Annotated in this window: 13 protein-coding genes; 5 read left to right on the forward strand and 8 right to left on the reverse strand. The window is 65.1% G+C overall.

The genetic code is table 11. The features are described 5' to 3' along the window. Nucleotides 1–25: 25 nt before the first annotated feature. On the reverse strand, nt 26–3,550 hold the full coding sequence (locus CH286_RS04515; protein ID WP_094608471.1) for a non-ribosomal peptide synthetase: 3,525 nt from the start codon (nt 3,548–3,550) through the stop codon (nt 26–28). 198 nt (nt 3,551–3,748) lie between these two features. On the opposite strand from CH286_RS04515, the gene CH286_RS04520 reads away from it, so the two are divergent. Beyond that, nucleotides 3,749–4,870: an ABC transporter substrate-binding protein gene (locus tag CH286_RS04520; protein WP_094608472.1), complete on the forward strand. Its 1,122-nt coding sequence runs from the start codon at nt 3,749–3,751 to the stop codon at nt 4,868–4,870. A gap of 63 nt (nt 4,871–4,933) precedes the next feature. Here CH286_RS04520 and CH286_RS04525 read toward each other — a convergent pair whose 3' ends face one another. Then, nucleotides 4,934–5,350, reverse strand: a complete 417-nt coding sequence (locus CH286_RS04525; RefSeq protein ID WP_032405741.1) for an HIT family protein — start codon at nt 5,348–5,350, stop codon at nt 4,934–4,936. A gap of 20 nt (nt 5,351–5,370) precedes the next feature. Then, a complete protein-coding gene (locus tag CH286_RS04530) occupies nt 5,371–6,402 on the reverse strand; it encodes a serine/threonine protein kinase (RefSeq protein WP_094608473.1) in 1,032 nt (343 codons plus the stop codon). A gap of 97 nt (nt 6,403–6,499) precedes the next feature. Between CH286_RS04530 and CH286_RS04535 the strand changes: the two genes are divergently transcribed. Next, entirely contained in the window at nt 6,500–7,291 is a 792-nt protein-coding gene (locus tag CH286_RS04535) for an HAD-IIA family hydrolase (protein ID WP_037153978.1), read from the forward strand. Here the strand turns inward: CH286_RS04535 and purB are convergent, their stop codons facing one another. Then, nucleotides 7,292–8,710, reverse strand: coding sequence for an adenylosuccinate lyase (purB, locus tag CH286_RS04540; protein ID WP_094608560.1), 1,419 nt, complete (start codon nt 8,708–8,710; stop codon nt 7,292–7,294). 122 nt (nt 8,711–8,832) lie between these two features. On the opposite strand from purB, the gene CH286_RS04545 reads away from it, so the two are divergent. Then, nucleotides 8,833–9,483 carry a DsbA family oxidoreductase gene (locus tag CH286_RS04545; RefSeq protein ID WP_094608474.1) on the forward strand — a complete coding sequence of 217 codons (651 nt, stop codon included), beginning with the start codon at nt 8,833–8,835 and terminating at the stop codon, nt 9,481–9,483. Beyond that, the gene (locus CH286_RS28125; protein ID WP_255182568.1) at nt 9,480–9,608 is read left to right on the forward strand and encodes a hypothetical protein; all 129 of its coding nucleotides are present in this window, start codon (nt 9,480–9,482) and stop codon (nt 9,606–9,608) included. The genes CH286_RS04545 and CH286_RS28125 overlap by 4 nt, the downstream gene beginning before the upstream one ends. 10 nt (nt 9,609–9,618) lie before the next feature. Here CH286_RS28125 and CH286_RS04550 read toward each other — a convergent pair whose 3' ends face one another. Continuing rightward, nucleotides 9,619–10,257, reverse strand: a complete 639-nt coding sequence (locus tag CH286_RS04550; protein WP_052078009.1) for a TetR/AcrR family transcriptional regulator — start codon at nt 10,255–10,257, stop codon at nt 9,619–9,621. A gap of 67 nt (nt 10,258–10,324) precedes the next feature. Between CH286_RS04550 and CH286_RS04555 the strand changes: the two genes are divergently transcribed. After that, on the forward strand, nt 10,325–11,338 hold the full coding sequence (locus CH286_RS04555; protein WP_255182569.1) for a GntG family PLP-dependent aldolase: 1,014 nt from the start codon (nt 10,325–10,327) through the stop codon (nt 11,336–11,338). A gap of 65 nt (nt 11,339–11,403) precedes the next feature. Here the strand turns inward: CH286_RS04555 and CH286_RS04560 are convergent, their stop codons facing one another. From CH286_RS04560 to purD, 3 genes are all read right to left on the reverse strand, one after another. After that, on the reverse strand, nt 11,404–12,552 hold the full coding sequence (locus tag CH286_RS04560) for a pyridoxal phosphate-dependent aminotransferase (RefSeq protein ID WP_094608561.1): 1,149 nt from the start codon (nt 12,550–12,552) through the stop codon (nt 11,404–11,406). A gap of 104 nt (nt 12,553–12,656) precedes the next feature. After that, nucleotides 12,657–13,493 (reverse strand): DUF559 domain-containing protein, encoded by an 837-nt coding sequence (locus CH286_RS04565; protein ID WP_094608476.1) that lies wholly within the window; start codon nt 13,491–13,493, stop codon nt 12,657–12,659. A gap of 175 nt (nt 13,494–13,668) precedes the next feature. Beyond that, nucleotides 13,669–14,919, reverse strand: a complete 1,251-nt coding sequence (gene purD, locus CH286_RS04570) for a phosphoribosylamine--glycine ligase (protein ID WP_094608477.1) — start codon at nt 14,917–14,919, stop codon at nt 13,669–13,671. Between the last annotated feature and the right edge of the window lie 43 nt (nt 14,920–14,962).

Here is a 14,962-nt window from a genome sequence, read left to right on the forward strand (position 1 = left end):
TCGTGGAAGGAGTAAGTGGTGCGAGTCAGGGCGTGTGCTGCTGATCGAGGGCCGCCAGCAGTTGGTCCTCGGACATGGATTCGATCGACACGTAGATCTCTGCCGTCGCCTCGAGCAGCTCGGTACCGCCTGCCGCGACGATCATCGACTCCGCCAGCCCCGATACCGTCGGGGCAGCGAACAGCATCCTCACCGTGACGTACGTGATGTCGAAGGCCGCGCGGGTTCGGGCGACGATCGTGGTCGCGAGGACGGAGTCGCCGCCCAACGCGAACAGGGTGTCGGTGACCCCGATCTCGTCGACACCGAGCACCGTCTTCCAGATCGAGGCGAGTGCGCGCTCGAGGTGGGTTCTGGGGGCCACCCGCGCCTGCATCCGCTCGGTATTGCCTGCTGCGCGGCACAGTTCCACGATGGCCGCGGAATCGATCTTGCCGTTCACGGTGAGCGGCAAGGCTCGCAGTGCCACCGTCCGTTCCGGCACCATGTGTGCAGGCAGACGATCGGCAGCCCTGGCGATGATGCCCGCAGCGGTCTCGTCCGGATCCGCGTCGCGATCGGCGAGCACCACTGCTGCCATCACCGCTGCAGCTCCGACCCGGTCGACGACCGCTGCCGCAGAGGCGACTTCGGCGTCGTCACACAGGACGGACTCGATCTCGCCGAGCTCGATGCGGAACCCGTTGATCTTGATCTGATTGTCCACGCGACCAACGAATTCGACCATGGACCCGGTCTCGACCATCGGGCCCGTGCCGTAGCGAACCAGATCGCCGGTACGGTACCAGCGGTAACCATCGGCGTCGACGAACCGCTCGTTCGTACGCTCGGGATCGCCCAGGTAGCCGTCGGCGAGACCCACGCCCGCGACCCACAGCTCGCCGGGCACCCAGTCCGGCACCTGGTGCCCACGCTCATCGACCACCCGAAGCGCCATGCACCCGAGCGGCCCACCGAACGGGACTGTGCGCCAGTTCGGATCGACGTCCACGACCTCACAGATGCTGTTGTGGATCGCGGTTTCCGTAGCGCCACCGAGTCCGGCGAACCGACATCCAGGTACCGCGGCCGTCAACCGGCGATAGAGATCGATACCCACCTTGTCCCCGCCGAGCATGACGACCTCGAGCGAACGGCCCAGATCCTCACCGGTGGACAGGATCATGTCCAGCAGCGGCGGTACGCAGCTGATCACCGTGACTCGATGCGCACGGATCAGAGTGACCCAGCGCTGCGGATCCTTGCGCTCGTGCTCCTCGATGAGCACGGCCGTACCGCCGGCTGCGAAGACCGAGAACAGGTCGAAGGTGCACAGGTCGAAGTCCAACTCGGACAGGCACAACGGACGGTAGCTTTCGTCCAGCTCGAATCGTCCGATCAGGTCGCTGATCGTGTTCATCGCGGCGCGATGCGAGACCACGACACCCTTCGGTTCGCCCGTCGAACCGGACGTGAAGATCATGTACGCGGGAGCGGTGTCGGGTCCGAGATGCGGTGCGGGCAGAGGCTCCCCGAGGACGGCGTCGAGAATGGTCATTCCGCAGGCTCCACTCCCGGCCACAGTGAGGCCGTCGTCACCCGATCCCCCGATCGTCACCGCAAAGTCGGCTTTTCCAGCGATCAGCGCAGCCCGACTCGCCGGTTGGTCGACGCCGATCGGCACGTACACCCCACCTGCGGCAAGCACACCGAGGACTGCGGTGACCTGGTCGGGCCCCTTCGGCAGCGTCACCCCTACGGTGTCCCCCACTGTAACCCCGCGATCTGTCAGTGTCGCAGCCACTCTCAGCGCACGGTCGCACAATTCGCCGTAGGTCATCGACTCGTTCTCGCCCCACTCGAGAGCGATCGCGTCCGGTCTTCTGGCCGCCCGGTCGAAGAAGGCGCGGTGCAGGGTCTCGGTCCCGGCTGCCGGCACCGCATCCGTGCGCGGTACATCGGCGGCCGGGGTCCGCAAGAGAAGTTGACGCGACGGAGCCAGCTGGCCCACCGGCTTCGTCCAGACGGCATCCTCGTCGACGAGGCCGCGAACGAGCGATTCGAAGGCGTCGAACATCGCCTCGGGAACCCCTGGCAGGAATTCGTTCTCGCGAATGTCCCAATTGACCAGCACGCCGCCGTCGAGCTCGGTGATCTGTGCGTCCAGAACCACCTGCGGTCCCTGCGACATGATCCACACCGGGTCCCCGAACACCTCCCGCGCACGGCCGTCGAACAGCTCGCCCAATCCGAGCGCACTGGTGAAGACGACGGGCGCGAGTACCGGTTCCCCTCTGCGACGACCGAGGTCGCGAAGTACCTCCACTCCGGAGTAGTCGACGTGCGAGGCGTCCTCGTGCAGGCGTGCCCGCAGCTGCCGGGACCGCTCCGCGAACGAAAGGTCCTCGCTCAGATCGACATCCAACATGACCGAGGACGAGAAGTCGCCGATCAGTGCGCCGACGGCCGGGTGCGTCGGGGCACGGTCGAACATCGGAACGTTGAGCAGGAATCGCTGTTCACGTGACCACGCCCCGACCACCTCGGCGAAGGCCGCTGCCACCGCGACCGCCGGGGTGACGCCGTGCGCACGAGCCTGCGACTGCAACTGCGAATACGCATGCGAGTCGAGATGGAACGCCCGTCGTGTTGCCACGGGTGAGCCTGAATCACGTTCGAGCAGCGGCAGAGTGGGTGCTCCGGGTAGAGAATCGAGTCGGTTCGACCAGTATTTTTCAGCCTGCTCCCGAGCGTTGCGGCGATCGTCCGGCCGGTCGGTGAGGTAGCGCTCGTAGCTGTAGTCGATGGTGGGGAGTGCCCGACCGTCGTATGCCTGCGCCAGATCTGCGACCAGAATGCGAAAGCTGACGGCGTCGCCTGCGATCATGTCCATGTCGAGATGCAGACGAGTTCGACCGTCCGGCAACAGCGACAGGTCTGCCGAGAACACCTCTCCCGCTTCGATATCGAGCATGTGGTGGGTCAATCGTTGTCGAGTTCGTTCCAGTTCGGCTGCTGCGTCGTCTGCGCTCCGCAGATCGTGGACCGTCAACCCTCGCCACCCCGGGGTGGACTCGATCACCTGCTGCCCGTTGTCGGTGATCCGAGCCCGCAGCATGTCGTGCCTACGGGCCACGGCGTGAAGTGCGGCGCGCAATCGGTCGGGATCGACTGCCCTGCCATCGAACTCGGTGTAGAGGTGCGGAGCGACGCCGCCGTACCGCTGCTCTGCGCTGCGGCCGATCCAGTAGGCGTGCTGCAGGACGGCGAGATCGAAGCTGCCGATGTCGGGCCGGTTCGACTCCGGTGTGCGAGCAATGGGCGCGGGTACCGGTTCGATTGCCGCACCGACCAATTCGGACCAGGCCGAGACCGTCGGCCGCGCAGCAAGATCGGCGAATGTCACCGCCTTGCCCTGCTTTCGGAATCTGCCCACCAACCGCATCAGCACGATCGATTCCAGCCCCAACTCGAACAGGTTCGCATCGACAGGCACAGCCTCGGGCTCGGAGCCGATCAGTTCTGCGACCTGCGCCCGCAGTTCGTCGGTCCCGATTCCGTGCGGATCCATCCGGTGTGTCCCTTCGATCGGCTGCGCTCTGCGTCGTACTGGGTGTGACCAGGAGTTTCGCCACCTCAAGTCCATAAGGAAAGGCTACCCTCGCTTAGTCGACCCTGAGGAGGCTAACATCTGGCGGCACGGAGAAGTGGACGGCACCTCCAGCACCGCCCGAAACCTCGAACCAACAGACGACAACGGAAGTGACTCATGTTTGCTCACCGACGCCGCAGCACACGCTTGCTCGGATCCCCACCACGCGTCCTCGTCGGGGGCGTCTCCGTCCTGGTACTCGTCGCTGCCGCGGCGTGTGGCAGCGAGACCGCGGACCAGGGAAGTTCCGGCACCCAGGCCGTCGACCTGAACGCTAACCCAGCCGCATGCAGCGAGAACGACCGCGTCGACTCAGTCGACCGAGCGTCAGGACCGTTCACGTACACCGACGGCCGCGGACGGACCATTTCGCTCGATTCACAACCGACCAAGATCATCGCCGACGAGGAATCCGCCGCAGCGCTGATGTCCTACGGAATCAAGCCCATCGCCATCTGGTCGACCACTCCGATGAGCACCAGCCCCATTCTGAGCTGCTCCGATCTCACCGGCATCGAATCGGTCGGCGAGAGCTGGGGCACATTCGATTTCGAGAAAGCCGCCAGTCTCGAACCGGATCTGGTCATCGGTGAGTTCAACCCACGATTCGGCCAATTCGGCAAGCTGACCACCACGGCCGACTCGTCCAAGGCCGACACGATCGATCAGCTCGCTCCGACCCTCGGGGTCACCTTGGACACGACATCGACCGCGAAGACCATCGAGAACTATGCCGAACTCGCGTCCTCGCTCGGCGTCGACCTCGACACCCCGCAACTGGCAGACATCAAGGCCGACTACGACGCTGCCGTCGACAACTTCAAGAAGGTTGCCTCCGAACGCCAGGACCTCACCGGAGTCGGAGTCTGGCCCCTCGATGTCGCGTACGTCCTCGATCCGTCTGCGGATCCGGACTTCAGCGACTACGAAAGCTGGGGCTTGAAGATGTACACCCCCGACGGCACCGACGACGGATACTGGAAGAAGGTGTCCTGGGAGAACGTGTCGAGTGTCGATGCCGATATCGCATTCGTCTACCACGACGTTGCCAACGCAGCTGATGTGAAGCTTGCCGACATTCCGAGCCGCTACCCCGGTTTCGACACCATCGCCGCCGTCGACAAGCAACAGATGGTGCTGTGGGACTACGGCGCCAACAAGAGCTACAGCCGCTACACCAACACGATCAACGTCTACGCGGACGCACTGTCCAAGGCACAGAAGGTCACTGCCGAGTAGTCGTATCGGGCACGGGACCATCGGCACATCTGCCGGTGGTCCCGTTCCGTTCGGTCGTGATCACTACAGGGCAGCTGCGATCTCCGTCGCCAGTCGGTCGAGTTCGGATCGCTGCGGGGACGACGGGCGAGCACGGAGACCGAAGCCGTCGCCGATCATGCGCGGGATGACGTGCAGATGCACATGGAAGATTTCCTGGCCTGCCACCGTGCCGTCGGCGAGGAACAGGTTGACGCCGGCGACGCGTGGATTGCTCGCGCGCACAGCGGCGGCCACTTTCTGGCCCACGACGAACAGGTGGGCACCGACTTCCGGCGGCAACTCCGCCAGGGTCCGGAACTGCTCCCGGGGCACCACGAGTACGTGCCCGCTGGTGAGCGGCCGAATGTCCATGAACGCGACCACTGTCTCGTCCTCGTGGACGCGAGAGGACTCGGCCGTCCCGGCGATGATCTCGGCGAAAATTGTGTATGGGTTCACAGTTACCGACTCTAGGGTGCTCAGTCCCCGTCGATCTCTGCCCTGGGGAACGGCGTCAGTTTGGTGTTGTCGACAAGGCTGCGGTGAAAGGAATTCAGCACGGTTGTCGGGCGGATGTGACGATCGACGAATGCTTCGATTGCCGGCGATATGCCTTCGGGCCGCACTCCCCCGATCCAGCTCTGCGGTAAAGCGTCGCGTTCGCTTTCACTGAATTGGTCGGCGATCAGGGTCCGGAGCAGCTGACCGGCGGTGTAGACACGGTCGTACGACAGGTGTCGGTAGAGAAACGTGGACTCGTGCGTGGACAGGTCGAAGGTCGAGCTCGAGGCGAGTCCGAAATCTGCAAAATAGAGTTGTCGCCCGTCGGTCAAGATGTTGGCGAAGTGCGCATCGAAATGCACGAAACCGTGCGCACTCGTGAATTCGGTGGTCCGCGCGAGTGCGTTCTCGGCCCACAGGAAGAGCGCATCGCCGTTGGAACCGTTGCGCTGCTGGGCAATCCATTCACCCAAAGTGTGCGGTATGTGTTCGAGGAACACCACCACACTGTGCTTGCAGGTGCCGATGGCCTCCAACCGACTCCGTATTGCGGGCGACCCCTCCCAGTAGGTCACCGCGCGTTCCAAGCCCCCGAACTCGTCGACGAATCCTTCGGGGGCCGAGTCCGGGAGAATGCGCCAGTGATACATCGACGGGAATCCAGGAAATTTCCCGTCGAGCACCCACTCGGTGGTCATCGTGTGAGCGGCGAGTTCGCGCCAGGCACCGAAACCGGATGACCCCACCCCGTATTGATAGAACGTCGGGAGCCCGAAAAGGTTCGCGGTCGAGAACCTGTTCTGCGGCATCATCTCGAAGTCGGTCAACGGGATACGTTTGACGAAGACTCGGTGGCCGTCGACGTCCATCTCCATCGAGCGACCGCCGATTCCTGTTCCGAGCGGAGTAGCCGTCGCCACCGCCCGCGCAAGTTCTCGGTCACTCATCGACGACAGGAGTGCGCTCGCAGCCGTATGGCGGGCGCGACGCTCGACATGTTGTGCATCCATCGGCCGGCTCCTCACTGCCTGCATCGGACGCGCTCGACCCTACGTGGACGACATGACTGAGGCTGCAGGCGTTCGGTAACCCGACTACTGTTTGCCGATGGGTATCGGCGGGGTTCTTTTCGACATCGACGGCGTCCTGGTGACGTCGTGGCAAGCGGTGCCCGGGGCCGCGGAGACGTTGAAGTTTCTCGACAGCAGGGACATCGCCCGCGCGTTCTTGACCAATACGACTTCGAAGACGCGCGAACAGATCGCCGGAGCGCTGCGCGATGTCGGGCTGGACGTCCATTCCGACGAGATCGTCACGGCCGCGTCGCTCACCGCGGATCATCTACGTGAGAACTATCCGGACGCGCGGGTGGTGCTGATCAACAACGGTGAGATCGCCGGCGACATGCCGGGAATCGAATTCGTCGACGAGACGTCCGAGGATCCCGACGTCGTGGTTGTCGGCGGTGCCGGGCCGGAGTTCACCCATGAACGTCTCAGTCGCGTCTACGACTGGCTGTGCCGCGGCATACCCGTCGTCGCGATGCATCGGTCGTTGATGTGGAGCACAGGAGCCGGTCTGCGCATCGACACCGGCATGTATCTGGCCGGAATGGAACAAGCGTCGGGCCATACCGCGAAGGCCATCGGGAAGCCGGCTCCGCTGGGCTTCCGGACGGCATCCGACCGGATGGGCGTCGACCCGGACGACGTCGTGATGGTCGGCGACGACCTGGACAACGACGTTCTCGCCGCCCAGGTCGTCGGCATGACGGGGGTGCTGGTGCGCACCGGGAAGTTCCGTCAGGATGTCCTGGACCGCCGCATCACGGACGAGTTCGCGATGGAGCCCGACCACGTTATCGACTCCGTCGCCGACCTCCCCGACGTCCTGTCCTGACTAGAGAATCGGCGACGGGCTGTAGGACGCTCCGCCCGGGAACTTCGCGATCAACCGCTCCACGGCCGAGACGACAGCACTGACCTGGGCGTCGGCCGCACCGATGAAAGCGGTCTTGTCTGCCAGTGCAGCATCGAGGGCAGCCCGATCGAGTGGGAGTCGATCGTCGGCGGCCAGTCGGTCGAGCAAGTCGGGTTCTTGTCCCTGCTCACGCATCGCCAGTGCGACGGCGACGGCGTGTTCCTTGATCGCCTCGTGCGCGGTCTCGCGGCCGACGCCCGCGCGCACGGCTGCCATGAGCACCTTCGTCGTCGCGAGGAACGGCAGGTATCGGTCGAGTTCCTTGGCGATGACGGCCGGGTAGGCACCGAATTCGTCGAGCACGGTCAGGAAGGTCTCGATGAGACCGTCGATGGCGAAGAAGGCGTCGGGCAGGGCGACGCGGCGCACGACCGAACAGAAGACGTCACCCTCGTTCCACTGTGCACCGGCGAGCTCGGCGGCCATCGATCCGTAACCACGCAGTACCACCTGCAGGCCGTTGACGCGCTCGCACGAGCGCGTGTTCATCTTGTGCGGCATCGCCGACGAGCCGACCTGCCCCGGCTGGAACCCCTCGGTCACGAGTTCGTGGCCTGCCATCAGTCGGACGGTATGCGCGAACGACGACGGTCCGGCACCGATCTGGACCAACGCGGAGACGACCTCGTGATCGAGCGAGCGGGGATACACCTGGCCGACGCTGGTGAGCGTGTGCCGGAAACCGAGGTGATCGGCGACGATGCGCTCGAGTGCGACGAGCTTGGCGGAATCGCCGCCGAAGAGATCGAGCATGTCCTGCGATGTGCCCATCGGGCCCTTGATCCCGCGCAGTGGGTAGCGAGCGATCAGTTCCTGAACCCGGGCCAGGGCCAGCAACAGCTCGTCGGCTGCGGAGGCGAAACGCTTGCCCAGAGTCGTGGCCTGAGCCGCAACATTGTGGCTGCGGCCGGCCATGACGAGCGAGGAGTACTCGGCAGCGCGCTCGGCCAACCGCTTGGCGACCGCGACGCCGTGCGCGTGCACGTGTTCCAGCGAACGGAGTATCTGCAGCTGCTCGACGTTTTCGGTGAGGTCGCGACTGGTGAGGCCCTTGTGAATGTGCTCGTGGCCGGCGAGGGCGTTGAACTCCTCGATCCGAGCCTTGACGTCGTGTCGGGTGACCCGCTCACGCTCGGCGATCGACGCGAGGTCCACCTGGTTGACGACGGCTTCGTAGTCGTCGATCGCGGCGTTGGGGACGTCGACTCCGAGGGAGGACTGCGCGCGGAGCACGGCGATCCACAGCTGCCGTTCGAGGGCGATCTTGTGTTCCGGCGACCACAGCTCCACCAGTTCGGGACTCGCGTAACGGGTGGCCAGGACATTCGGGATGCTCACGAGCGTCCAGCTTACGTGGCGCGGTTGTCGGTCGCGGATGAGGTCGGACTCGAATTCGGCCGTCGGACCGAGCATCGCCGCAGCGTGGAATAACCGCAGCGCGTTCCGATGTTGGAGCCGTCGTGAGCCGAACAGTGAAGGTCGATATCTGGTCAGACATCGCGTGCCCGTGGTGCTTCGTCGGCAAGCGCCGTTTCGAGGCAGGCGCTGCGGAGTTCACCGCCGAGGGCGGAACGCTCGAGGTGGAGTTCCACTCGTTCGAGCTGGCACCCGACACACCGGTCGACTTCGACGGCAGCGAGGTCGACTTTCTCGTCTCTCACAAAGGCATGCCGGCCGCCCAGGTCACGCAGATGTTGGGGCAGATGACCGAGCTGGCCGCAGGCGAGGGGCTCGCGTACGACTTCGACGCCTTGCAGCACACCAACACCGTCAAGGCGCACGAGCTCCTGCACTTCGCCAAGTCGAAGGGCAGGCAGGTCGAGATGAAGGAACGGCTCCTGGCGGCCTACTTCGAGGAGGGCCGCCACGTCGGCCGCACCGACGACCTCGCCGACCTGGCCGCGGAGGTCGGCCTCGACCGCGACGAGGTGGTCGAGGCGCTGAAGTCCGAGGAGTTCCTGCCAGCAGTGCGCGCGGACAAGGAGCAAGCCATCGCCTACGGGATCAGCGGTGTGCCGTTCTTCGTGATCGACGGACGGCTCGGTGTGTCGGGCGCGCAGGAACCGTCGGTGTTCGCAGAGGTCCTGCAGAAAGCCGCCGCCGGCTCATGAGCGGTCCTTTGGAGATCATCGGCGACGACCACGGCCCCGTCTGCGAGGGCGGCGTGTGCGAGGTGCTGCCAATCCACGACGCAGAGTCCGGCGAGAGCGACTTCGGGCTGAACGCCCCGGCCTGAGGGGCCAGAGTCAATCGGCCGGCACCTGTTCCGCCGGTGCCACGATGTCGATGACGGCCAACAGCATGCTTCGCGCCATTTCACGAGGATCGGGGTCCACTTCGCTGAGCGCGCCCACCACTGCTCCGTCGACCACCGCCACGAGTCGTCGTAGCTGCTCTTCCTGCACGGTTCGGCCCGATCTACGCAGCACATCGGTGAGCAGGTCGTCGATCTGAGCACGCAGCCGCAGTTGCACTTCCCGCAGTTCGGGATGCCGGGCCGACGCGATGAAGCGCTCGTATCGTGCGATCAGTTGCTCGTGGCCGTCCTGTGGCCCGATGAGCAGGTCGACGATGAGGTCGACCGTCGATTCCATTTCGTTCGAGCACTTGCCCTCGTCTTCGATGCGACCGCGCATGACGTCGATCTCACGGGTTCCGACGACGTCGACTGCCGCAGCAACGAGGTCTCCAAGGGACTCGAAATAGTAGGTGGTCGACGCGAGCGGAAGCCCGGCTCGCGAGGCCACGGATCGGTGCCGAACCGCGTCGAAGCCACCCTCGACGAGGAGGTCCGCAGCGGCCGACGCCAATGCCTGGCGGCGGCGCACCCCCTTCGGAGTCGCACCCGACACCTTGTGTTGCGACTCGGTCGGACCTGCGGACATTCAAGTCATCGTGCCAGCTCGAGGCCGTTCGTCGGACTGCTTTGGCGCTATGGAATTGTCAGTGGTCGTGGCACATCCAACGATCGACCTCCGCTCCGACACCATCACCCGGCCCGATTCGGTGATGCGAAAAGCCATGGCAGACGCCGAAGTGGGCGACGACGTCCTCGATCACGACCCCACTATGGCGGCACTGGAAGAGGCAGTCGCAGGCATGCTCGGATTCGAGTCGGCACTGTGGGTGCCGTCGGGGTCGATGGGCAACATCATTGCGCTGATGCTGCATCTGCAGCGCGGCGATCGATTCCTGGCCCCCGAGCATGCGCATGTGCTGGGATCCGAGCTCGGCACCGCGGCGTGGTTGGCAGGCGGGATGCCCGACGCCCTCCCCCACGACGCAGGCCCCGGCCGTCCCCTCGCGTCGACCGTGCGCGCCAAGGCAGGCGGCGCAGGGCCGTACTTCGCGCTGCGGACTACGCTGCTCTCGCTCGAGAACACTCACAACTTCGCCGGCGGTACCGTCTTCGGACCGGACGAGTGGTCCGAACTCGTTGCAGCCGGACGTGACTCGGGACTGAGGATTCACCTGGACGGTGCCCGGCTGTGGAATGCCGCGGTGGCGCTCGATGTTCCGATTGCGTCGTTGACTGCAGGTGCCGACACGGTGCAGGTGTGCCTGAGCAAGGGTCTCGGAGCGCCCGTCGGCTCGATGTTGGTCTCCGACGCGGCGCGAATCCACGAGGCCCGACGCGTCCGAAAGATGTTGGGCGGCGGGGTTCGTCAGGGTGGCGTTCTGGCTGCGGCAGGGCTCGTTGCGCTGGATCGAATCGGTGATCTGGCCACGGACCACGCCAACGCAGCGACCCTCGCCCGTGGACTGCGGGAGCAGGGCTGGGACGTGCCGGAGCCGGAGACGAACATCGTGCTCGCATCGGTCACAGACCCCGTGCAGACGGTGGCGGAGCTGGCCGAATTGGGTATCGCCGCAGTAACCGTCGCGGGCAAGGTGCGCTTCGTGACCCACCGAGACGTCGACTCCGCAGACATCGACGAGGTATTGGAGCGGCTGCGCCGCATGTGAGCGCAGGGCCTTCCTGTTGTTCCGCAGGCTCCACTCCTGCCTCGTAGCCTGCTACGAGGAAACGCTCACATGCGACGTAGTCGCTCCAACGCTTCTTCGACGTCCGCGGTGGTGCCTGCGAACGAGAACCGCACCGTGTGGTTGCCGCGGACGGTGTCGAAATCCACGCCCGGTGCCAGCGCGACCCCGGTCTCGGAAAGGACACGCGCACACCAACTCCGCGAGTCGTCGGTGAGGTGTGCGATATCGGCGTACACGTAGAACGCACCGTCGGCCGGTGCGAGATCGGTGATGCCCAGGGCCGGTAGACCGTCGAGCAGGATTCTTCTGTTCACGGCGTAGCGCTCGACGTGCGAATCCAACTCGATACGAGCTTCCTCGGTGAACGCCCCGATGGCGGCAACCTGAGAGATCGCCGGCGGGCAGACCGTCATGTTCGAGGCCAATCGCTCGACGGCCCTGCGCAATCGAGTCGGCAGCAACATCCAACCCAAGCGCCAACCTGTCATCGAGAAGTACTTCGACACCGATCCGATGGCGACGGATTCTTTCGAGGTCTCCCACGCGCTGGACGTACGCGCATTGCCGTAGGAGATGCCGTGGTAGATCTCGTCCGAGATCAGCAGCGTTCCGTGCTCGTCGCACCAGCGCGCAATCGCGGCCAGCTCATCCGCGTCGATGATCGTGCCGGTGGGATTGGCCGGGCTGGCGATGATCAACCCGGCGGGCGGCTCGGGCAGTTCCTCGAGCATCGCGACGGTCGGTTGGAACCGCGTCTCTTCCACGCAGTCCAGTTCGACAACCCGGCAGCCCAACGCCGCCAACGTGTTTCGATAGGCCGGATACCCAGGCCTGGCCATGACGACGGTATCCCCTGCGTCGAACGCAGCGAGGAACAGCAGAGTGAACGCGCCCGACGACCCGGTGGTGATCACCACGTCGTCGGCGTCGACGGTGATGCCGTACCGCGCGCTGTGGTACTCGGCGATTGCCCGGCGCAGCGGCAGAATCCCGAGCGTCTCGGTGTACCCGAGCAGATGCGCGTCCAGGGCCTCCCGGGTGGCGCGCAACACGGGCCCGGGTGCCCGGGTGGACGGCTGACCTGCGGCGAGCGAGAGAACATCGCCGTGAGTACGTGCCCGCTCGGCTGCTGCCGCGAACACATCCATCACATGAAACGGCTCGACCTTCGATCGCTGCGATTCACTATGCATTCGATCGACACTACTGACGTCGATTCGCGCGTCGCAGATGCACTGAGTGTCCATTATTTCGCGGCAGCCACGGGATCCCGTCTGACAGCACAAATTGTGGACACTCACGTCAGTGCCTTCCGGCGACGTCGTACGGTGTCGACGATCTGCCGCACCACATAATCCAGGTCGGTCAGCACCATCGCCGCCGAATAGCGCAACACCAGCCAGCCGTCGAGTTGCAGAGCATTCTGGCGCACGCGGTCGTTGGTGAACACACCCGGTGCGCTGTGGAATTCACGTCCATCGATTTCGACGATCACCCGAGCGCGACGGTCCATCAGATCCGCGTAGTAGGGCCCCACCTCCGCGTTGATCTCGAGGAAGTAGCCCGCCGCCGTGAGTGCCCGAGCCACCAAGCGTTCGGGTTCGGACAGAGTGCGCGGGCAACACAGTCGCAGCTGCCTTCTCACCTCGGTGATACCGGCCATCCCGGCCGACTTCTCGCATTGCCTCGCGACCCCGCGCCAGCTCACCGCGCGGCTCAGCGCAGAGTCGAAGAACTGCTCTAATTCAGGCCGGGTCAGCGACACAGCGACGTCGACGATGGACTGCTCGATGGTCACGACCGGCAGACCGTCCGCGAAGCTCGACTCGGTGAGACTGCGTCGGTACGCCCGCAGCCACTTCGGACCGCGAGTTCTCGACGTGCGAGGAACTGTGATGTCCACGTGATCGGGTTCGTGCTCGAGCAAATTCCACCACCACGCCGCAGCGAGATGGCTCAGCACTGCGTGCGGTTGCCAGAGCGTAGCGGCGACGCACCGGTCCCGGTACGTCGGTTCGCCGGTGCAGTAGATGCTCGGAAGCAGCCTGGTCAGTGTGCCGGCTCTCGTCCGATACGCAATTGCGCCCTCGCTGACGCCGGTGTCCAACAGCTGCTGCCTCGTGTATACCCCCATGGACTACAGCCTGGCGTCGGAAATCCACTCGTGGGCGGGCGATTCGAGAAATGTGGATAACGCTGCTACCTGTGGACAACTGACGTGAGTGTCCACTTTTTCGGCCGGCACACGGGATCCCGTGTGGTAGGCGAAATTGTGGACACTCAGCGCACCTGCGAGTCACCCAGGTCACCTACAGCGAGATGCGACCCTCCACTGCAGCCAGTCCGATGTCGGTGCGGAAGTGACTGCCCGGCAAGCGGATTCCAGCAATTCGGGAGTAGGCGTCGTCGCGGGCGGCGGTGAGGTCGAATCCGGTGCCGACCACGCTCAACACGCGTCCGCCCGCAGAGACCACAACTCCGTCCTTGATCGCAGTGCCTGCGTGCAGGACGCCAGCGCCGTCGGAGCCGAGGATCTCGTCACCGATCCGGGGGCGACCGGGGTAGTTCTCGGCGGCGATGACGACGGTGACGGCTGCGCCGTCCTTCCAGCGCAGCGGCGGCAGCGACGGGAGAGTGCCGGTTGCCGTCGCGTTCAGCACCTCACCGAGAGGTGAATCGAGCAACGCCAGCACCGCCTGGGTCTCGGGATCACCGAAGCGGCAGTTGAATTCGACGACGGCCGGGCCGTCGGCACCCATCGCCAGGCCGGCGTACAGCAGTCCGGAGAACGGCACGCCGCGCTTCACCATCTCGGCAGCAACGGGTTTCACCACGTCGCGCACGATCTGCTCCACCGCACCCTCGGGCAACCACGGCAACGGGGTGTACGCACCCATGCCGCCGGTATTGGGCCCGGTATCTCCGTCGCCGACGCGTTTGTGGTCCTGCGCGGGCAGCAACGGCACCACACTCTCGCCGTCGACGAGGCAGAAGAGGGAGACCTCGGGTCCGTCGAGGAACGATTCCAGCAGCACCGGGTGACCGTTCTCGAGGAGCTCGGCAGCGTGATCGCGGGCGATGAGGCGATCGGTGGTGACGACGACGCCTTTGCCCGCGGCCAGACCGTCGTCCTTGACCACCCAGTGCGGACCGAAGCGGTCGAGAGCTGCGTCCAGCAAAGCGGGTGAGTCGACTATTTCGCTGTGTGCGGTGCGGACACCGGCTGCTGCCATCACGTCCTTGGCGAAGGCCTTGGATCCCTCGATGCGCGCGGCGTCGGCGGAGGGGCCGAACGCGGCGATGCCTGCCTCGCGGAGCGCGTCGGCGACCCCGAGAACCAAGGGCACCTCGGGTCCGATGACCACAAGATCTGCGTCGAGTTTCTTCGCCAGCGCGGTCACCGCCTCCCCGGAGGCCACGTCGACCGAGTGCTGCTCGGCGAGCTTCGCGGTGCCTGCGTTGCCGGGAGCCACGAAGAGCTTCTCGACCGACGGATCGGCCTTCAACGCAAGTAGGAGGGCGTGCTCACGAGCACCGGAACCTATGACTAGTACGCGCACAGTGCATCAGACTATCTGCTCGGCGCGAAAGCGCCCCGCACCT

This window comes from Rhodococcus sp. WWJCD1 (assembly GCF_002258735.1).
Lineage (GTDB): Bacteria > Actinomycetota > Actinomycetes > Mycobacteriales > Mycobacteriaceae > Rhodococcoides.